This is a genomic window from Mesorhizobium sp. B2-3-6, from assembly GCF_006442305.1.
GTDB lineage: Bacteria > Pseudomonadota > Alphaproteobacteria > Rhizobiales > Rhizobiaceae > Mesorhizobium.
Map to the genome: position 1 here is coordinate 1 of NZ_VFVW01000001.1, position 19,078 is coordinate 19,078.

16 protein-coding genes are annotated in these 19,078 nt (G+C 60.6%); 7 read left to right on the forward strand and 9 right to left on the reverse strand.

The window, feature by feature from the left end:
* The coding region (locus tag FJ953_RS00005) for a DUF892 family protein (protein WP_140622655.1) at positions 1–215 on the reverse strand (215 nt) is incomplete at its 3' end.
* A 216-nt stretch (positions 216–431) separates the two neighbouring features.
* Between FJ953_RS00005 and FJ953_RS00010 the strand changes: the two genes are divergently transcribed.
* From FJ953_RS00010 to FJ953_RS00035, 6 genes are all read left to right on the forward strand, one after another.
* On the forward strand, positions 432–2,873 hold the full coding sequence (locus FJ953_RS00010; RefSeq protein WP_140518215.1) for an ATP-binding protein: 2,442 nt from the start codon (positions 432–434) through the stop codon (positions 2,871–2,873).
* Positions 2,874–2,878: 5 nt separating this feature from the next.
* Positions 2,879–3,256, forward strand: coding sequence for a response regulator (locus FJ953_RS00015; protein WP_140500731.1), 378 nt, complete (start codon positions 2,879–2,881; stop codon positions 3,254–3,256).
* A gap of 259 nt (positions 3,257–3,515) precedes the next feature.
* Positions 3,516–3,908 (forward strand): response regulator, encoded by a 393-nt coding sequence (locus FJ953_RS00020; protein ID WP_140500730.1) that lies wholly within the window; start codon positions 3,516–3,518, stop codon positions 3,906–3,908.
* Positions 3,908–5,662 carry a YaiO family outer membrane beta-barrel protein gene (locus tag FJ953_RS00025; RefSeq protein WP_140622657.1) on the forward strand — a complete coding sequence of 585 codons (1,755 nt, stop codon included), beginning with the start codon at positions 3,908–3,910 and terminating at the stop codon, positions 5,660–5,662. The genes FJ953_RS00020 and FJ953_RS00025 overlap by 1 nt, the downstream gene beginning before the upstream one ends.
* Positions 5,663–5,664: 2 nt before the next feature.
* Entirely contained in the window at positions 5,665–6,702 is a 1,038-nt protein-coding gene (locus FJ953_RS00030) for a HEAT repeat domain-containing protein (protein ID WP_140622659.1), read from the forward strand.
* Complete coding sequence (locus FJ953_RS00035; protein WP_181171673.1) at positions 6,699–8,126, forward strand: glycosyltransferase family 2 protein; 1,428 nt, start codon at positions 6,699–6,701, stop codon at positions 8,124–8,126. Before FJ953_RS00030 ends, FJ953_RS00035 begins: the two co-directional genes overlap by 4 nt.
* 15 nt (positions 8,127–8,141) lie before the next feature.
* Here the strand turns inward: FJ953_RS00035 and FJ953_RS00040 are convergent, their stop codons facing one another.
* The 8 genes from FJ953_RS00040 to FJ953_RS00075 all read right to left on the reverse strand — a co-directional run bounded on the left by FJ953_RS00040 (position 8,142) and on the right by FJ953_RS00075 (position 17,199).
* On the reverse strand, positions 8,142–8,444 hold the full coding sequence (locus FJ953_RS00040; RefSeq protein ID WP_181165450.1) for an Hpt domain-containing protein: 303 nt from the start codon (positions 8,442–8,444) through the stop codon (positions 8,142–8,144).
* A 365-nt stretch (positions 8,445–8,809) separates the two neighbouring features.
* Positions 8,810–9,763 carry a PleD family two-component system response regulator gene (locus FJ953_RS00045; protein ID WP_281405099.1) on the reverse strand — a complete coding sequence of 318 codons (954 nt, stop codon included), beginning with the start codon at positions 9,761–9,763 and terminating at the stop codon, positions 8,810–8,812.
* Between the two features lie 47 nt (positions 9,764–9,810).
* Positions 9,811–10,848, reverse strand: a complete 1,038-nt coding sequence (locus FJ953_RS00050) for a chemotaxis response regulator protein-glutamate methylesterase (protein WP_140581973.1) — start codon at positions 10,846–10,848, stop codon at positions 9,811–9,813.
* A 22-nt stretch (positions 10,849–10,870) separates the two neighbouring features.
* Positions 10,871–13,138, reverse strand: a complete 2,268-nt coding sequence (locus FJ953_RS00055) for a hybrid sensor histidine kinase/response regulator (RefSeq protein ID WP_140622661.1) — start codon at positions 13,136–13,138, stop codon at positions 10,871–10,873.
* Positions 13,135–13,839 (reverse strand): chemotaxis protein CheW, encoded by a 705-nt coding sequence (locus FJ953_RS00060; RefSeq protein ID WP_140622663.1) that lies wholly within the window; start codon positions 13,837–13,839, stop codon positions 13,135–13,137. The genes FJ953_RS00055 and FJ953_RS00060 overlap by 4 nt, the downstream gene beginning before the upstream one ends.
* Positions 13,839–15,074, reverse strand: coding sequence for a protein-glutamate O-methyltransferase CheR (locus FJ953_RS00065; protein WP_140500723.1), 1,236 nt, complete (start codon positions 15,072–15,074; stop codon positions 13,839–13,841). Before FJ953_RS00065 ends, FJ953_RS00060 begins: the two co-directional genes overlap by 1 nt.
* The gene (locus FJ953_RS00070; protein ID WP_140518206.1) at positions 15,074–15,538 is read right to left on the reverse strand and encodes a chemotaxis protein CheW; all 465 of its coding nucleotides are present in this window, start codon (positions 15,536–15,538) and stop codon (positions 15,074–15,076) included. Before FJ953_RS00070 ends, FJ953_RS00065 begins: the two co-directional genes overlap by 1 nt.
* Before the next feature lie 20 nt (positions 15,539–15,558).
* A complete protein-coding gene (locus tag FJ953_RS00075) occupies positions 15,559–17,199 on the reverse strand; it encodes a methyl-accepting chemotaxis protein (RefSeq protein ID WP_140581965.1) in 1,641 nt (546 codons plus the stop codon).
* Between the two features lie 1,269 nt (positions 17,200–18,468).
* On the opposite strand from FJ953_RS00075, the gene FJ953_RS00085 reads away from it, so the two are divergent.
* Positions 18,469–18,846: a hypothetical protein gene (locus FJ953_RS00085; RefSeq protein ID WP_224646940.1), complete on the forward strand. Its 378-nt coding sequence runs from the start codon at positions 18,469–18,471 to the stop codon at positions 18,844–18,846.
* Positions 18,847–19,078: the final 232 nt, after the last annotated feature.

The window sequence follows — 19,078 nt, forward strand, 5'->3', positions numbered from 1 at the left end:
TTCATCGCGGAAGATCCCTCTCCGATCCGGTCAAGGCAGGTTCTCAGCCGTGAGGCCTGCTGTCGCGTCTCGTCGAGATGCTGACGGATGCGGTCGCCGAGCTCCGGATAGCTCTCGAGGCGTGACAGTTGCCCGGAGAGCATCGTCTCCGCCTGCTCCTCCATAGCGTGAGCGTCCCTCAGCCATTGTATCAACCAATCGCGCGATTGTGTCATGAAGGTCTCCCTTGGGTTGCCTGCCCAAACCGCGAGTGGAGAGGATGGTTCCGCCCGGGCTATGGCAGGCTCGGCCAGAGGGCTGTCGACGCGCGGATTAACCACCAACGCGACTTCGAGCAGCGAGCCTCAACTGGCAGAGGGCCGGAGTCTGTAGCTTCTTTAGACCTCGGATAGGTTTTGGCGGTATCTATCGGGAAAAGGAGCGGGAAAGTCATGACCGAGTTCTGGCAGTCACTCCTCGCCAATCTTGCCCTGGTCTCCATCCTCGTGGTCGCCTGGGATCTTGTGGCGGACTTCACCGGGCGTCTGTCGACGCGGATGCAGTCGCTGGTTCTTGGCGTGGTCATGTGCATGGGCGCGATCATTTCCATGGCGACGGGCTTGTCCGTCTCCGGCTTCGTCGTCGATCTCCGCGCCGCCTTCATTGCGGCTGCCGCGTTCTTCGGTGGATGGCCGGCGATGTTCATCGCTACTGCCGGCTCCATTGCCTATCGCATCTATCTCGGTGGACAGGGCGCGAGCGTCGGTGTCGTGGGGATCCTCATCACCGCTATAGTCGGTATTGCGTGGCACCACATCGTTACTGCCCGGTCTCGCACCATGTTCGACATATTCGGACTCGGCGTGTCGGTAGCTTTCGCCGGGCTGATCACGCTCCTGATCATCCCCTCGCAAGTCGTTGCCGACCTGGTGCAGCAGAGCACACTCCCATCACTCGTGTTCCGCTTCCTCAGCACCGTCCTCATAAGCGTTCTGCTGGACCGGCAGCAGCGGCGGCGCGATCTTGCGATGTCCAACATGATCTACCGGGCCATGGTCCGCGAACTCCCGGATTGCCTGAACATTAAGGATGTCGACGGCCGGTTCATCGCCGCCAATCCCGCCACTGCCGAAATGATGCGCGCCGCTTCGGTCGAACAGCTTATCGGCAAGACGGATTTCGATTTCTACTCTAAGGACGTGGCCGAGCGCTTCCGGCAGGATGAGATGGGCGCTCTGGAAGCCGGGCAGACGCTGCGCATCGACCAGCCGGCGGTTTTCCCGGACGGCAGACAAGGCTGGCTCTACACGCTGAAGGCACCGTTCCGCGACGAGACCGGCAAGATCAGCGGCGTCATCACCTACAATCGCGACATCACCGAGCAAAAGCGAAATGCCCAGCTGAAGAACGATTTCATCTCGACGGTCAGCCACGAATTGCGCACCCCACTGACCTCCATCCGCGGCTCACTTGGTTTGATCGCGGCCGGCGTCGCCGGCGAACTGCCGCCCAAGGCCGCCAATCTCGTCAACATCGCCCACACCAACAGTGAAAGGCTGGTTCTTCTCATCAACGACATCCTTGATATGGAGAAGATCGAATCTGGCGTGATCACCTTCAAGATCAGGCAGATGGCTGTCCGCCCGGTCCTGGAACAGGCGATTGCCGCCAGCACCAACTACATGGCCGACAGCCGAATCAGGATCGTCTTGGTCGACGATGCCCCGCGCGCCGAAGCCAACATAGATCCGGATCGCCTGCATCAGGTGATGGCCAACCTGCTGTCGAATGCGATCAAGTTCTCGCACACTGATGGCATCGTCACGGTGAAACTCCATCGTCGTGCCCCCGATATGCTGCGCATCTCGGTCGTGGACCAGGGCGCTGGCATCCCCGAGGCGTTCCGCAGTCGCATATTCGGGAAGTTCGAGCAGGCGGACGCCTCCAGCACTCGCAAGATAGGCGGTACTGGCCTGGGCTTGAGCATCGTCAAGGCCATCACTGAAAAGCTGGGCGGCGGCATCTCCTTCGAAACCGAGGAAGGCAAGGGAACCTCGTTTCACATTGACCTCCCCGAAGCGCACAGGCAGACCGAGAAGCCGGTTTCGGTCGAGCGCCGGGCGCGCAAGCGCGATGGCCGCCTGCGTGTCCTCATCTGCGAGGACGAGCCTGACATTGCTGTGGTGATCGCAGCACTTCTCGATGCAGAAGGCTTTGCCAGCGACGTCGCGCCCGATATCGACACCGCCAAGGCGCTGCTGAGCTCGCGCGACTACGTGGCGCTGACGCTCGACATCAAGCTGGCGGGGGAATCCGGAATCAAGCTCTTCCACGACATACGGGCATCACCGGTGAATTCCGACATTGCGGTCATCGTCATCTCCGCCGTCGCCGACGAGGCCAGGCGCTCGCTGAACGGCAGCGCCGTCGGCATCGTCGACTGGCTGGAGAAGCCGGTGGATTCGAAACGGCTTCACGCCGCTCTTGCCAAGATCGTCGGCCGTAGGGTCGAGCCGAAGCCACAAATCCTGCATGTCGAAGACGATGAGGGCGTGCTTGCGGTGATGTCAGAAGGGCTGGGTTCGGGCGTCTCGATCACCTCGGCGAAGACACTAAAGCAGGCCCAGGAGGCGATCGCCCGCCATCGCTTCGACCTAGTCATCCTGGATATCGCGCTTCCCGACGGATCGGGCCTCGACCTCCTGACCGATCTGCCGCTCGAGACTGCGGTCATCGTGTTCTCGGCGGCGGAACTCGACCAGAAGCTCGGCGATCGGGTGCAGGCGATCATGACCAAGACCAGAGCGTCGGAAATCGATGTGGCAAAGTTGGTACGGAACATGTTGGTTTCGTCCCGCAATGGCACTCGGCCTGCCGCGCACGCCAAGGAGTGATGCTAATGCCCGCAAGGATCCTCTATGTAGACGACGAGGACGATATCCGCGAAATCGCCCAGATGTCGCTGGAGCTCGAGCCCGAATTCGAGGTGCGATCCTGTTCTTCGGGCATGCAGGCGCTGGCCGATGCCGCCGAATGGCGGCCCGACCTCATCCTGCTCGATGTGATGATGCCGGACTTGGACGGACCGGAGACGCTGAGGCGCCTGGCCGAGTCCCGGCCGACGGCGTCGATACCCGTGGTGTTCATCACCGCGCGCACCCAGACGCATGAGGTCGAACGCTATCTGGCTATGGGGGCGGTGGGGGTGATCGCCAAACCTTTCGACCCGCTTGCGCTTGCCGGTGAAGTCAAAAGATTGCTTCTATCGCGCACCTGAGCCGACGTATGGCTTGGCCACCGAGCGCAGTTTGTCTGCACACTGTGCGATGCCGTTCAGGGCTCCTATACCATGTCGCCTTATTCATCTACTGATTGTGCCGAGGTGCAGGCGCAGCGAATCAGGTTGTCTATAATCGCGTGGCATCGGCGGACGTCGATGAGAGAGTCGAGACGAATATTTCTGTCTGCATGGACCGCATTGGCGGATGTCGGTTCATGGGATCACTCCGGGGGGCGACGGAACCGGAGCAAGGCTGGTGAACGGAGCGAAGGCAAGAGTTCTGATTTGCGATGACGATCCCTTGTTGATCGAGCTGATGGAATTCAGGCTCAGGGCAAAGGGATATGAGGTCATCAAAGCAGTAGACGGGGCGGAAGCGCTCTCGAAGGCAGAGCATGAGGCGCCGGACATCATCGTGCTCGACGCGATGATGCCCAAGGCCGACGGCCTGGAGGTCCTTGCCCGCATCAAGGGCGATCCGGCTTTGTCCGAAACCCCGGTCGTCATGCTGACCGCCCGCAAGGGCGAAAGGGACATCGTCTCGGCCCTCGAAAAAGGAGCCGACGACTACCTTGTGAAGCCATTCATCCCCGAGGAGCTTCTGGCGCGGTTGGCGCGTCTGCTCGCGCGAAAGAGCGGGAAACGCTGATGCGGCGCTGCCGGTGCGCAGCCCTTGGCGCATGTCTGATCCTGGCGATCGCTGCGCCCCAGGGCGCGGTGCTGGCGCAGACGGTGGATGAACTTTACGAGTTCGGCGTCAAGGCCAGGCAAGCGCAGCATTTTGACGAGGCGGTGGAGTTTTTACGGCGCGCCCTTGCGCTTAAACCCGATAACGCCGACGCCTTGGTGCAACTCGGTTTTGCCGAACTCGGCCGCGACAATCTGTCGGCAGCGCGCGACGCTTTTTCCAACGCCCTGTCCTTGGCCCCAACCTATCGGGACGCCAGCTTTGGCATGGCTGAGGTCGAGTTCCGCTCGGGCAATCTGGATGCCGCGCTTCCGCTAGCCGAAACGGCCCTGCGGGCGGAGCCCGGCAACGCTGACGCCGCCACGCTTATCGCGAATATCCAGAAGGCGAAGCAAGCCGCCGGCAGTGAGGTGAGACGGTCTCCCGCGGTTCCGGCGCCGACAAAGAAACCGACTAGCCGGCGGCCCGATCCCGTCGCCGGTCTGATGGAGCAGGGCAGACGCCTGCGAGCGGCGGGAAAGCTGCCCGAGGCGGAGAAAGTCTATCGCCGGGCACTGGGACTGGCGCCGAAGAACACCGACATCCTCGTCGCCCTTGGCCTGGTCGTCGGCTCCAGCCAAAGCTTCGACGAGGCGGGGCTTTTCTTCGACCGCGCGCTTGCGATCAAGCCGGGCCTTCTCGACGCGCGGCTCGGCAAGGTGCGCCTGGCGATCTGGCGGGGCGACGCGCCGAGCGCCCGCCGCTTGGTCGATGGCGTGCTGGCCTCAGTGCCAGGCAATGTCGAGGCGCTCGAGCTGGATGCGAGAGTGGCTTTGCTCGAGGCCGATTACACGCGGGCCGGGCAGTCGTTCCAGCGCGTGCTTGCGGCCGATCCGCGCAATGCCGAGGCGCTGGTCGGGCTCGGCGATGTGCGCCGCGCCGAGGGTAAAGAGGAGGACGCGCGGGATGCCTACAGCCAAGCGCTCGCCGTCGAGCCTGGCTCTTTCGATATCGAGCAAAGGCTGGCCGTGCCGCCGCCGCGCAAATGGCGGCTCGACCTCGGCAGCGAGGTGAGCGATCTCACCAGCGGGCTCGGCGACTGGACCGACAGTTCGGCTGGCCTTTCCTATCGGCTGTCGCCGCGCACCACGATTTCCGGTCGCACCCGGCTGGCCACACGCTTCGGCCGCACCGACGTCCAGATCGAAGGTCGTATCGACCAGGCCTTCTCGCCGGCGTTCTCTGCCTATGCTCTGGCGGCGGCAACGCCGGACGCTGATTTCCTCGCGCGCTATTCGATCGGCGCCGGGGCTTCGTGGCAGGTCATGGCGCCGGCAAAGCCGTTCGGCCCGCTTTCGCTCAACATCGACGCCCGCTACGACAATTTCGCCGACACAAATGTCACCAGCATCTCGCCATGGGTGCAGACCTCTATCCTAGACGGCCGCCTGGGGCTTTCCGCCCGCTGGGTTCATGCGCAGGATGATATCGGCACGGGCGCAGACGGTTATGTGCTTCGCGTCGACCTTGCTGCGACACCGCACTTCAACGTGTTCGGCGGTTATGCCGACGCTCCCGAAATCTCCGACGGCACGCTGGTGCCGACGCGCACGGTCTTTGGTGGTGTTTCCTGGGACATCAGCGATCCGCTGACGTTGCGCGCCAGCATCGCGCATGAAGAACGACCGAGATTCGACCGGAATACATTCGGTCTCGGCCTGACCGCGCGGTTCTGACCATGTGGTACATCTGGGATCTCTCCATACTGCTCAGCGCTCTTTCGCTGGTGATCATGCTGTTCCTGATCGCGAGACGCGTCCTGCAGGAGCGCCGGAGCAAGGCTGCGGCCGACCAGCGGCGTCAGCTTCTGACTGCGCTGATCGCCTTCACCGAGAACCGAGACCGCGAGGTGTTGAAAACGACCATTCTTTCGGTATCGGCAGGCGTGGCAATCAATACCGGCTTCGAGTTCATTTCGCTTTTGCGCGGCGAGGAGCACGACGATGTCCTTGCTGCTTTCAAGGAATGTGGCCTGCCGGCCCTTGTCGGCAGGCAACTGGAAAAGGGCAACGGCGCCGAACGCATCCATGCGGCCGAGATGCTGGCGGCGCTGCGCTCGGAAGGTGCGGTGGCAAGCCTGCTTTCCGCGCTCAACCACGACCGCTCGCGCGAGGTCAGGATCGCCGTCGCCATAGCGCTCTGCGATCTGAACAGCCTGCCGCCGCTCGGCATTGCGCTGCGCAAGATCGGCGTGGCCGGGCAGCGCTCGCGACGCCTGATCGAGCTGTTCAGGCGCTTTCCGCACGCGCGCCTGGAGGAACTGGCGGACCATGTCGCGCGCGCCGACGCCGTGCCCTTCATAAGGGCGGCCGCGATCGACGCATTGGCCCGCGCCGGCGGCTTCCGCTTCGCCGATCTCTTCGCCCGCTTGGCCGACGACGCCTCGTCCGAGGTTGCCGCGGCGGCACTGCGGGCGCTCGGCCTCACCGGAAATGCCGACGCGCCGGCGATCCTCTCGACCGCGATGACAAAAGGCGACTGGGAGGTGCGCAGCGCGGCCGCCGATGCCGCCGGCCGCCTCGGCCTCGCCGAACTTGGCCGGCCGCTATCCAAGCTGATGGGCGACGAGGTGTGGAACGTGCGCTATGCCGCCGCCAACGCGCTGCGCTCCTTCGGCCAGCCGGGAGAGCGGTTGCTGCGCCAGATTGCCGACAGTGAGGTCTCGCGCAGCCAGCGCACCGCCTCGCTCATTCTTGCCGAGGGACCAGCCGTATGATCGCCGACTGGAGCGACGAGATCGTTCTTGCCGCCACCATCTTGTCTTGGTTCATCATCGGGGCCGGGCTGGCGCAGACGACGATATACCTCCTGCAGCTCATCGTCGCCGGCTATGCATTGTCCAAGCGCCCACCGGTCGCGCGCTCGGCGCTGCTTTGGCACCGCTATGGCGATGTCGCGCCGCCGATCGCGCTATTGGTGCCCGCCTACAACGAGGCCTTGAACGTGGTCGAGAGCGTCCATTCCATGCTGGCGCTCGAATATCCCAATTTCGAGGTCATCGTCATCAACGACGGCTCGAAAGACGAGACCTTGCTGCGCCTCATCGAGGCGTTCAACCTGGTAAAGTTCCATCGGCCCTATGAGGAGGCGCTCGCGCACAATCCGATCCGCGGCCTCTATTCGTCACCGATGACCGAGCGGCTGTTCGTCGTCGACAAGGAGAACGGCGGCAAGGCCGACGCCCAGAACGCCGGCATCAATGTCTGTCGCGCGCCGCTCTTTTGTGTCATCGACGGCGACTCTATCCTTGAGCCCGACGCGCTGATGCGTGCCGCCCAGCCATTCATCGATGACCCCGAGCGCACCATTGCCGTCGGCGGCACGATCCGCATCGCCAACGGCTCCAGGATCGAGGCAGGCAGGGTGCGCGAGGTCCGTCTGCCACGCCGTCTGTTGCCACTGCTCCAGGTGGTCGAATACCTGCGCGCCTTCCTGATGGCGCGGCTTGCCTGGAGCCGCATCAACACACTGATGCTGGTCTCCGGCGCTTTTGGCATGTTTCGCCGGGCCGAAGTGGTGGCGGTCGGCGGCTTCACCAAGGGTTCGATGGGCGAGGACCTCGACCTCGTCATCAAGCTGCACCGCTATATGCGGGATAAAAAGCGCAAATACCGCATCCAGTTCATTCCGGAGCCGGTGTGCTGGACCGAGGCGCCGGAATCGCTGAGCGTCCTTGCCCGGCAGCGCACGCGCTGGCAGCGCGGCTCGCTCGAATGCTTCTTCCGCTACCGCTCCATGCTCTTCAACCCGCGCTATGGCCGCGTCGGCTTTCTCGGCTTCGGCCACATCTTCATTGTCGACGTTCTGGGACCGGTGGCGGAGGTGCTGGGCTATATCCTCATCCCCGCCTTCTGGCTGCTCGGTGTCCTTTCGGCCGAATATCTTCTGGCCTTCACCTCGCTCATCTTCACCTATGGCGTCTGCGTGAGCGTATGCTCCCTCGTTCTCGAAGAGGCCGAGTTGCAGCGTTTTCCCCGCGCCAGGGACCTCGCGGTATTGACGGCGGTCGCCGTGATCGAGAATTTCGGCTACCGCCAGCTCAACAATTTCTGGCGCGTGAAGGGCTGGTGGCAATTTCTTCGGGCCGACCAGAGCTGGGGTGAGATGACCAGGACCGGCCTGGGCGGCGCGAAGAAGTGAGCCCCGTCTGCTGAGTCACTTCAGCGTCCGCTCGATCTCCGTGATAAGCGCATCGAGTGCGGCGTGCGAGGCCCCATCGTCCGCCTGCTCGATCAGCAATGTCTCCAACGCCGATGCCCGCGCGCTGATCTCCGCAAACCCGAATGTCCCCGCGGCCCCGGCGAGCGAGTGCGCGGTGGGAATCAGGGTGTCGTTGGAGCCCACTGACGGGCCTCTCTGACGCGCCGCCCTCAACTCCGCAAGTTGAGTGGCGCACCGAGCCAGGAAACGCTGTCGTAAGGGGGCGAAGGGATCATTCAGAATGGAAGGGGCCTCCATGGATGGCTTTAGAGGTATTCAAGCAGAAAACTCGGTGGAGTGGAACGAACTGCTTGCGGTCCACGCTCCTGTCAGAGCAGAACTGCGGCGCCCGCTTCAGCCAAATGCAATGGCGATGAGTTTTTGATGTCCAACCGCGGAATGAGCGAGCTGGTCGGCATAGACCTTCTTGAAGGCCGGCGAGCGGGGTGCATTCAACGTATTTTCAAATGTTTGGAGCCTGCTGCGGTATTCGGATAGGCCGACAGGTCGGCGGCCGCAGCACGTCCGCTATCATGCAATTGGCGAAAGTGTAGCATCCTGCCGCCATGAGCTCACGACCGGCAATACGGCTTGCATGGCCCAACAGTTTGCCTAGCCACTCGTCAAGCGCGGGACATCTGAAGCGCAACACGATTTCGTCCTTCCGATTTGGCACGAAAAAGAGCCAGATCGGCGGCATTGACGAAATCCTTCGGCGTTTCGTTCTCGGTGGGCACCGCTGTTGCGACGCCAACGCTGATGGTCACGCGATCCGAGCCGTGGGGTATGTTCAGCTCCCGCACGCTCTGGACGAGCTGCTCTGCGATCGCACTGGATTGTTCCAGTAAAGTGTCGACCAGCACGACGACGAACTCTTCGCCTCCGTACCGCGCAGCGAGATCGGTGGAACGGCCGGAACCGCTCTGGATTACGCGGGCGATTTGCTTGAGCACCTCGTCGCCGGCCATATGGCCATAGGTATCATTGTATCGTTTGAAGTTGTCGGCATCGATCATCAACAGCGACAATGGGGATTGTGCGCGAAAAGCACGCTTCCATTCAGACGCCAGATATTCGTCAAAATAGCGCCTGTTGCCGAGGCCCGTCAGGCCATCGATCCGCGTCAGACGTTCAAGCTCGAGATTAGCACTGATCAGCTGTCGCTGGCTTTCCCTTAGCGCTCGGTATGCAGCTTCTCGCTGGACGTGATCCAGATAGGCCCGCGTGTGATATCGAACGCGTGCAATCAGCTCGATACGATCCGGAAGCTTTACGAGATAATCGTTCGCTCCCGCAGCGAACGCTTCGCCCTTGGTGGCTGGGTCTTCCTTGCTCGACAGCACAATGACTGGTACCGCGCGTGTCGAAGCATGCTTCCGGTATTCTCGCACCAGATGCAGCCCATCGACCCCGGGCATGACGAGATCCTGCAGGATGACGGTTGGCTTTACCTCGTCGGCGACCGTGATCGCTCTCAATGGGTCGGTGCAGAAGTGTAACGAGATATCAGGCTCGCTGGCTAGAGCGCGCCTGACCGCCTCGCAAACCATGATCTGGTCATCGATGAGCAGAACCATGGATGAATAGTTATCTGCAAGTGGTGGGACCAGCTGTGGTTCTAGCGTCATCGGACGAACCCTTTCACCTGGAGCGCTGAAAGGGCTTCGATTATGCGTGAGCCGATCGCACTCAAAGGAAGAATATCAACAGCCGCGCCGACATCGGCGGCGGCCTTCGGCATGCCGTAGACGGCGCTGGTTGCTCTATCCTGCGCGATTGTGAGATGCCCCTTGTCGCGGAGCTGTCTCAACCCGTGCGCACCATCCCTGCCCATGCCTGTGAGCAGGACTCCAATCACCGAGCCAGGCCACCATTGCGCGGCACTTTCGAAGAACACATCTACGGACGGCCGATAAACGCTGTCCTCGGGGCTAGGCGTATAGCCAAGTTGCTGAGCTGACTTGAAAACCAGATGATTCGCGGAACTGGCAATGAGAACGGTGCCCGCTTGAGGACTATCGTTTTCCCGCGCTGGACGGATCGGGAGAGGCGTATGCTGGCCGAGCCAATCAGCAAGGCCTGGAACGAATTGGGCATCGAGATGCTGTACGAGCACGATGGCGGCGGCGAAATCAACGGGAAACGCGCTCAGGACTGCGGCAACGGCGGCCGGCCCGCCAGCAGAGGCACCGATTGCAATTAGCCGTCGAGCTGTCGGCTCAGCCGCACGGGACATCCTCCTTCTTGCCTTGCCCGGCGCATCGCCAATCAGCTTGCCGATCGTTGCTATCTTGTTGGTCAACAGCCGTGCGGATTGCGAGGACGCATCACCTTCGATGCCTACTGAGGGAATATCGACGGCGTCGAGCGCGCCATGCCCCATCGCTTCGTAGACGCCGGCGACGTTGGCTTCGATACTGGCTGTCACCAGCAAGATTGAACATGGGGTTTCCGCCATGATTCTGCGGGTCGCTTCCACCCCGTCCATCTCTGGCATCGCTAGATCCATGAGTATCAGATCCGGCAGATCACGTCTGCAGACCTCGACCGCCTCACGCCCATTGGTCGCAATCCATGCGACTTGGTGTTCGCCGGTCGACATGACCAGCCGGCGCAGAAGTTCAACCGCCATCGGCATGTCGTTGACTACGCCAATTCTCATTCGTTGGTCGCCAATTTCGATCTCATTCAGTCGCCTCGCCGATCATGTCCACGACGGCATGGATCAGCGCCTCGTCCTGAAAGGTACTCTTGGTCAGATAATAGTCGGCACCGGCGTCAAGCCCGCGCGAGCGATCTTCTTCCCGATCCTTGTATGAAACGATCATGATGGGTGTGTTCCTGAGATGGGCGTCCTTTCTGATCAGGCTCACCAGTTCGATACCATCCATGCGCGGCATGTCTATGTCAGTGACGACGAGATCAAAAGGACCAGATCGGACGGCATTCCACCCGTCCATACCGTCGACTGCCACTTCGACGTCATAACCGTGATTGCCCAGCATCTTGCGCTGGAGTTCGCGAACCGTGAGTGAATCGTCAATCACCAGCACGCGCTTGCGTCTGCTCGGTCCGGGACCGCCCGCGGCTCGCCGAAGGGCTCGAAATCCGCTGGACGACGCAAGCTTTTCCACCGATCGAACCAGATCATCGACGTCGAAGATCAGAACAGGCGAACCGTCCTCCATCAGGGCCGCTGCGCTGATGTCCTTGATCTTGGCAAACCGGGAATCGAGAGGTCTGATCACCAGTTCGCGTTCCCCGAGAAAACGGTCGACGATTAGGCCGTAGGCTCCCCCCCGACCCGTTTCCACCACGACGACCGAGAGTTCCTCTGGTTCGGACGCAGACTCTCCTCGATCCAGCACCTCGCGCGCTGTCACCAACCCGATCTGTCGATCGTTCAAGCGAAAATGCGGGCGGCCCTGCAGGAGGTTGATCTCCATCCGCTGCAATTTCATTGTCTTGGAGATGGCAGCGAGTGGAAACGCATAGGGCTCCCCATCGACTTCGACGAGTAAGGTGCGCAGGACTGACAACGTCAGCGGCAGTTGCAGTTGAAACCGGGTTCCTCGACCAAATTCCGAGGAGACGCTCATGATTCCGCGGACCTCCTTCGTCATCGCCTGCACTGCATCGAGACCCACGCCACGGCCGGAGACGTCGGACAGGCCAACTTTCATCGAAAAGCCGGGCAGAAAAAGGAATGCCAGCAATTCCGTTTCGCTGAGCGCGTCGGCGCTTTCCCTGGTTGCAAACTGCCGGGCGACGACAGTCTCGCGCAGCTTCGAGAGCTCGATCCCTCTGCCGTCGTCCACCACGGCTATTTGCAGCAGTCCGGCATTGTGCCTAGCTTCGAGCCTGATGAGTCCCTCTTCGGGTTTGCCGGTTGCGAGGCGCTCATCAGGCGGTTCAAGCCCATGGTCTACCGCGTTGCGCAGAAGATGCCCCAAGGGGGCATCCAGCTGCTCGAGGATATCGCGGTCGATGCCGGTCGAGCCGCCTACGATCTCCAGTCGCACCCGCTTCCCAAGTGTACGACCGAGGTCGCGGACCGTTCTTGCGTAGTGTCTCACCCCGTCTTCAAAAGGTCGCATCCGGCTCGCCAACGTCTCCTCGTACAATCGGTTGGCAAGATCGGTGGCTTTCCGATCGACTGAATCCAACTCATCGAGACGCTCCGCCAAGAAGGCTTGGCTCAACCGAAGCTTTCGCTGCGTTTCAACCAGCGCTTCCACCACAGCCGCATCTTTTGCGACCGGCAGCAGCACTGCATCAAGATTGTCGAACGCACTTGCGATGTCTGATTGAAGGTGCTTCAGCCGCAGCAGCCCGTCAGCGAATGGCCTGAGCCGCCGAGCTTCCATCAGCGACTCGCCGGCCAAACCGAGCAATCGGTTCAGGCTTTCTGCCGTCACCCGAACCATTCTATCTGAGCCGATGCTCCCTCGGGCTTGAGCTTTCGGCTCGACAAGGGGGTTCGCTGACGAGGTTGCCGCCGGCTCCTTTCGGCTATGCTCTGGCGTTGCGAAATCAGCTGCCGAATCTTGGGGTGCGGGCTCGGGGAGGGACAGTTCCTCGAACTTCGCCAGAAAGCTTTCGACTTCCGGGTTGACGCTCTCGTTCGATGATCCCGATGCGATCAATTTCAGAAGGTCAGAGCCTTGCAGAAGCGCATCTATATGCTCCTTGCGTACCCTCAGATGCCCACGTTGCGCGGCGACCAAGCAATCTTCCATTGCATTTGCAACTTTGACGGCGGGCGTCAGATCGATGATGCGGGCTGCTCCTTTCAGCGAATGCGCGGCCCGCATGCATTCTTCCAGTGCGTCGGTGGCGACAGGATCGCGTTCGAGCGCCAGAAGGCCGGAGGTCAAAGCCTGTGATTGCGTCTCCAGTTCGGCCTGGAAAAGGCTCAACATCGAAACCTGGCTGAAGTCCTCATCTGTCATGCCATGCTCCGATCCATCATCGTGAGCAGTTGTCCCGGGTCGAGACAGCCAACAGCCCGTTCCCGCCAGGGCAAAACGGCAACAGTAGCCGCCGACAGCGTCTTGCCGATCGTAGCTGGCACAGCGAGAGTGTCGCGTGCCCGGTAGCGATGTAAGCCGTGGACCTCATCAACCGTGAAAGCAACCCGCTTGTCCCGCTCGCCCACCACGACGAGGCGGCGAAATATCTTGGCTCGTCTGCCTTGTTCCTCCTCCTTGGGTTCGTCGATCCCGAGCAATTCAGCGAGCGACAGGCAAATCAGCAATTCGCCCCGGACATTGGCGATGCCGAGCACTGCACTATTCCTGCGGTGTGGAAGGGAATGAACGGGACGGGATTCAGCCACTTCATGAAAAATGCCAGCTGGAAGCGCCAGCCATTCGTGCCCCAACCGGAAGAGAACGGCCGTCTGCGGCGCTTCATCGTCCGCCGAAACGACCGCTGCACGACCAGCGTCATCAGGCCATTCGCCGCGATATGCCGAGGGCGCCGCACGATCAAGGAGGCGCCGTGCAATCTTCCTATAGGTCGGGCAATTCCGGCAGTGGAGATGCTGCTCCAGTTGGGGACAGGACTTGTCACCCCGAACGCCTATCCGCCGCCAGCAGTCGTCGATTTCAATCTGCTCCACTGGCAGAGCGATCCTTGTCGAAGCCGGCATCAGGTGCCGCTCCTTTTCTGGACCCGGACCAGCCTTCCGGCCAGCGCCTCGGCGCCGCTGTGGTCGCCTTGCTTGCGAAGCAGCAAAGCCAGGTGGACCAGAGCCTCTCGATGATTTGGCGCGAGATAGAGTGCCTTGCGATAGCTTTGCGCGGCCTTGGATGCAGCGCCATCCGCATCCTGAACGAGGCCCAGCAGGTAGAAGATTTGCGCGGAAGGACCGAATTTCTCGAGATGGGCGAGGGCGACCTCCTGTGCCTCCTTTACCCGACCCGCATTGGCGATCCGTTCAACCGCGACTAGGCTTTCCGAGACCTGATCAACGGGCTTGGCCAGGGCCGGCGCACTGTTTTCCTTGCCGACGGTCAGTCGTGGCGGAAGAACGGGCTTGCTCTTGTTGAGCTTCGGGGTTGATGTCCGCACCGGGATAGCAGTTGTCGGCGCCGCGGCCTTGATGGGCTCCGATTCCAGGAAGGCAAAGGCCAAGGGCCATTCAGCGGAAATAAAGCCATGCAGCCTTGGAAGTGCTGCTTCCGCGGGACCGACCAGAAGAAGTCCGTCCGTGGCCAAGAGATCTTTCAGGCGGGTCAATGCGCGATCCTGCAGTTCGCGATTGAAATAGATCAGCAAATTCCGACAGAGTAGGATGTCATAGACCTCTTGCCCAAAAATTGCGCGAGTACCGAATAGGTTGCCGACCCTGAAGCGAACCTGTTTCAGCACCGCAGCACTGGGCCGCAACCCACCCTCGACCGCTTCGAAATAGCGGTCCCTGAATTCGAGATAGCTGCCGCGAAAGGAATTGCGCCCGTAGACGGCACGTTCAGCCAACGCGATATTGCGGGTACTGACGTCCACCGCATCGATGTTGAACTCGTGCGCTTCAAAGCCGGCATCGAACATGGCCATTGCGACCGAATAGGCCTCTTCACCGGTTGAACATGGCAGGCTCAAGACTTTTGTCGGCTGAGCACGCTTGTGCACGCGCGCATGCCGCGCCAACATCGTGAACGCTTCTCGGTCGCGAAAGAACCAAGTCTCCGGGATCACCACCGCATTGATCAGCTCCTGCAGCTCCTGCGGGGAACCGGTCAAGTGTTCCCTATAGGCCTGAGGATTGGCAATCCGGCACGCTGCCATCCGGTCTCTGACCGCCTGACGGACCACTGTCGGGCCAACGCTGGCACTGTCCAGTCCAATGGTTTCCATCAGGAGCTTTTCTATTGCGCCGGTCATTAAACACTCATCGCGGCCTGGCGGAGCAATGCGGTACGAATCTCTTCCGAAAGCAGCGCTTCCGCTTTGACCCACTGAATGATCTCCGTGCCATCCGAAGCCACCGGACCAAGATAAGACGGCGTTTCTGGCTCGAGGCCGAACGGCGCGAAGTCGGCAGGGTCTCGCTCGACCGTATCCGTCACCCGTTCCGCGACCAACCCAAGCAGGCGTTGCTCGCCATCTCGCGCCGGGTAGCGCGTAACAACGATCCGGGTGCTCAATAGGCGCTCCGATGGCCGGCCAAGCGCGAGAAGAGTAACATCGATCAGGGGAATGGGTATTCCGTTATAATTGACCAGGCCCACCACACCGGTTGGCGCACCCGGCAGAACTTTCACATCGATATAGGGCAGCACCTCTTCAATTTGGTGGACATCGATCAAGTAGCGATCCGAACCCATACTGAAGGCGAGGAATAACATTATCACCTCCTACTGCCAGTTCACTGTGCTCTCAGCTTGAACCTTGAAATGCTGCTTCGCATGCTGCCTGAGACTTGATTGAGCTCGTCGATCGCGAGCGTCGATTGCTGAAGGGACTCGACTGTTTGCTGAGCTGCCTCGCTTAGCTGGGTTAGCGTGTCGCTTATCTGTCCCGCGCCGATCGCCTGTGCTTGCATGCCTTCATTGGCGACTTCGAAACGTGGCACCAGCCCTTGGACCTGCTGGATGATCTCGAAGAGTTGACCGCCGACCTGCTGGATTTCGTGCATGCCCCGGCGGACCTGCTCGGAAAACTTGTCCATGCCCATCACACCGGCAGCGACTGCCGACTGGATGTCTTTGACCATCTGCTCGATATCGTAAGTGGAGACGGCCGTCTGGTCCGCAAGCCTTCGGATCTCTGTCGCCACCACTGCAAAGCCCCGGCCATATTGCCCGGCCTTCTCAGCCTCGATGGAAGCGTTGAGCGACAACAGGTTCGTCTGATCGGCCACTTTGGTGATGGTCGTCACCACCTGATTGATGCTGCCAGCTTTCTCGCTCAGGATCGCGAGTTTGGAATTGATCGCACCCGCCGCGTCCATGACCTGCTGCATGGTTCCTTCCATACGGGTCAGCCCCTCTTGCCCTCCGCCGGCGACGGCCGCCGTTTGCTCGGCAACTGTCGAGACCTCGTTCATCGTGCGAACCAGCTCGTTTGAAGTGGCGGAAATTTCCTTGGCTGTCGCGCGGATCTCAGTTGTGGTCGCGGCGATTTCAGTCGCTGTTGCCTGCTGCTGCTTGGAGGTTGCAGCAATCTCAGTTATCGACGTGCCGACCTGTATGCTGGACCTTTGTACCTGACCAATGAGAGTTGTGAGATCGTCTGCCATTGCGTTGAAGCCGTCGGCAAGCACGCTGAATTCGTCCCGGCGCCTCAGATCGAGGCGTTCGCTGAAGTCGCCTTGCCGTATCATTTGAACTGCGTCGACCAAACGTGTGAGCGGAGCTGTGATAGCGCGGAACAGCTGGTAACCCAAAAGAAGGGCTAGTCCGAGGGCTATCAACAAGCCCACGCTCAAACCGACTTCCGCCGTGCTAACGATTGAGCTGATTCGCTGCGTCGCGCTGTTTGCCTCGCCTCTGTGATCCTCGAGCATGGCTTGCAGAGCGGACTGCAATTTCACAAAGATCGGCTCTACCGTGTTCTTGATGACCGGGCTTTCATTGGGAGTTTCACCTTTCGACAAGGCAGCTCGGCTCGTGTCCAGCACAGCAGTTTCCGCCAGCCGAAATTGGTTGGCGAGTTCTTTGACGACTGCGTAATTCTGCTTGTCGATGTCGGAGACGATCGTTGCTTCATACTCGTCCATCAACCGCCGCACTTGGTCGCGATTGGTCGCGATCGTGCTTTCAAGCGTGCTTTTATCCGACGGGTTGTCCTGGAGGGCATATTCCTGAAGCAGGCTATGTGCCTTCATCTGCCCCATCATGATCTCGGTGCTGTGATAGAGGTCTGGAAGGATGCCCTTCTCGACCTCAGTTGCCTCCCGCTCCGCCTGAAGAAACCAGGCGTACGCGATAACGGCGATCACGGACATAACCACCAGAACGGCAGCGAAACTGACGAGGATGCGGTGGCGTATTGTCAGACTCGTCATGGAACCGGTTCACCTATGGGGGCATCGAGGCCTGCGCGAAAAGCGCTCGTTCCGACGTTTCGAAAAGGTGCGTCGAAAAGCAGCAGTCTTATGCAGAATGGTTTCTTTTCCGTTCCATCGCTAATGATGGCGAAGCGGCTCGCCAGTCGGCGCCCCCAATAAGCGTGGTCAAAGGCATGTCTCGCCGTCGACATAGATAAACCCGACATCGGCTGGGGCGGCACGCACCGTCAAGTGGAGCGTGCATGAGCTGCTTGAGGCCAGGAGTTGAATGACTGCTTAGCCCGCTTGATGCCGAAAGCCGACCTCTCGCTTGCGGCCCCTAATTTCACCTTGAATCCAACGCAAAGTAAAAAAGGGCCGAGCTGAGACACATATGGTGTGCACGCCGAGCGGACTTTGCGCTGCCGCCCGGGAACCATCTTGGAACGAAGCCAAACGTTCTCTAATTGCAGATGCTGGTGACTTGGAAGGACGCGCACAACGGAAATCCAAGGAATTTTCGACGCACTCGCAACATCCAAGCATGAGCGGTGGAGAGAAGTTCTATACTCACCTGTTCGACCCGGGGCCTGATGACCGTCCCATGCCGGGGTTGATCCATATGGCGTGGCGTCGCAGGCGCGAACCTTCAAATTTTCCGTGATAAAGAGAATGCTGGATTCAGTAGGCTGACAATTGTAGTGCCGAGAATAGATGAGGCCCGCAATCGCTTGAAGAAATTGGAGTGAAGCTGACCGCTGAACCGGAGGCTGACTGCGGAAGGATCGCTACGAGTTCATCTGCAAGGCGTGGGCGTCACAGCCGGAACGCTTCAGACTCAATCCGCTCCAGCAAATGCCGGGACCAAACATTTAGGCGATCAACCGGGGTGGGCAAGATGTGCCGCGTGCGCAGATATCAGGGCCCTGAATCTGCCGCTCAACAGGCACCTCGCCGCTGGCCAATCGCTCGCCGCTGGAAAACGCGGCCGCGCTGGCTGAGGAAAAACATCTTCGGCTGGGCCGGCGACTCTATGCCATGAAGCCTCCGGCAGGCTTGGACTGCGCGAAAAAAGGCGGCGTCGCCCGGCTGGGTCTGTCACACTACACCACGACGGACGAGGTCGACCAAGCCATAGAGGCCGTTGCCCGGCTCGCGGTCCGACGGGGGGCATTAAGTAGGCAAAAAGGGGACCAGCTGTGGCTGCTGTGGATAATGGTCCTGGTGTCTTGCTGATTGGGCCAGCTAGCGCGCACTCTCACAGCTATGGTGGCAGAGCATGTCGAATTGGCCTTGTTTGAGCAGTCACTCGGCAACATCGAAGGCCTCAATCGACCGTTCTGTGATCGTGTGGCGGACGCTGCGGAAAAAACCGAAGGGTCGGTTCTGTTCGATGTCCGCGTTGACGGCGATACCTGGGTTCAGCGGATAGCTGCGATTGGATATGGCGTGATAGGTACAGCTATAATCGTGATGGGGAAGAACGGACAACTTAGATGCGCATCGGTAGACGGGGATACCGCTCTTTTGGTGTCAGAACTGGCTGCCTGGAATGCGTCTCCGCTTGGTGAGCAAGCGAAGATTGATCAACGCGGAGCAGCCAACATCCTGCTGGCGACGCTCCGTAGTTCAGGTCACTTCGGCAGTGGTGGCTGGCGTTCCTGAGCGAGGCTTATGCAGCCTTCTGGCTAACCACCAGCGGGATAGTCGAGTTCCAACGATCCAGATTTCCAGGGCGGCAAATTGCTTGCCCTGTGACGTCCCGTGACTGACGGTCAGGTCTCCCTACCTGGGCGGGTTGGGCTACAATACCGGCTTCGCCAAAGCGGTCGATCTTGCTGGAAGCTTGCTGCCGCGGTCACGGGTTGAGCCATGCCGCATGGCAGCTACGTACAGG

Coding starts and splice junctions, on each gene's coding strand:
- FJ953_RS00030 (WP_140622659.1), top strand. CDS start 5,665: ATGTGGTACATCTGGGATCTCTCCATACTGCTCAGCGCTCTTTCGCTG.
- FJ953_RS00025 (WP_140622657.1), top strand. CDS start 3,908: ATGCGGCGCTGCCGGTGCGCAGCCCTTGGCGCATGTCTGATCCTGGCG.
- FJ953_RS00060 (WP_140622663.1), bottom strand. CDS start 13,839: ATGCCGGCTTCGACAAGGATCGCTCTGCCAGTGGAGCAGATTGAAATC.
- FJ953_RS00050 (WP_140581973.1), bottom strand. CDS start 10,848: ATGAGAATTGGCGTAGTCAACGACATGCCGATGGCGGTTGAACTTCTG.
- FJ953_RS00055 (WP_140622661.1), bottom strand. CDS start 13,138: ATGACAGATGAGGACTTCAGCCAGGTTTCGATGTTGAGCCTTTTCCAG.
- FJ953_RS00065 (WP_140500723.1), bottom strand. CDS start 15,074: ATGACCGGCGCAATAGAAAAGCTCCTGATGGAAACCATTGGACTGGAC.
- FJ953_RS00045 (WP_281405099.1), bottom strand. CDS start 9,763: ATGGTTCTGCTCATCGATGACCAGATCATGGTTTGCGAGGCGGTCAGG.
- FJ953_RS00035 (WP_181171673.1), top strand. CDS start 6,699: ATGATCGCCGACTGGAGCGACGAGATCGTTCTTGCCGCCACCATCTTG.
- FJ953_RS00075 (WP_140581965.1), bottom strand. CDS start 17,199: ATGACGAGTCTGACAATACGCCACCGCATCCTCGTCAGTTTCGCTGCC.
- FJ953_RS00015 (WP_140500731.1), top strand. CDS start 2,879: ATGCCCGCAAGGATCCTCTATGTAGACGACGAGGACGATATCCGCGAA.
- FJ953_RS00010 (WP_140518215.1), top strand. CDS start 432: ATGACCGAGTTCTGGCAGTCACTCCTCGCCAATCTTGCCCTGGTCTCC.
- FJ953_RS00070 (WP_140518206.1), bottom strand. CDS start 15,538: ATGTTATTCCTCGCCTTCAGTATGGGTTCGGATCGCTACTTGATCGAT.
- FJ953_RS00040 (WP_181165450.1), bottom strand. CDS start 8,444: ATGGAGGCCCCTTCCATTCTGAATGATCCCTTCGCCCCCTTACGACAG.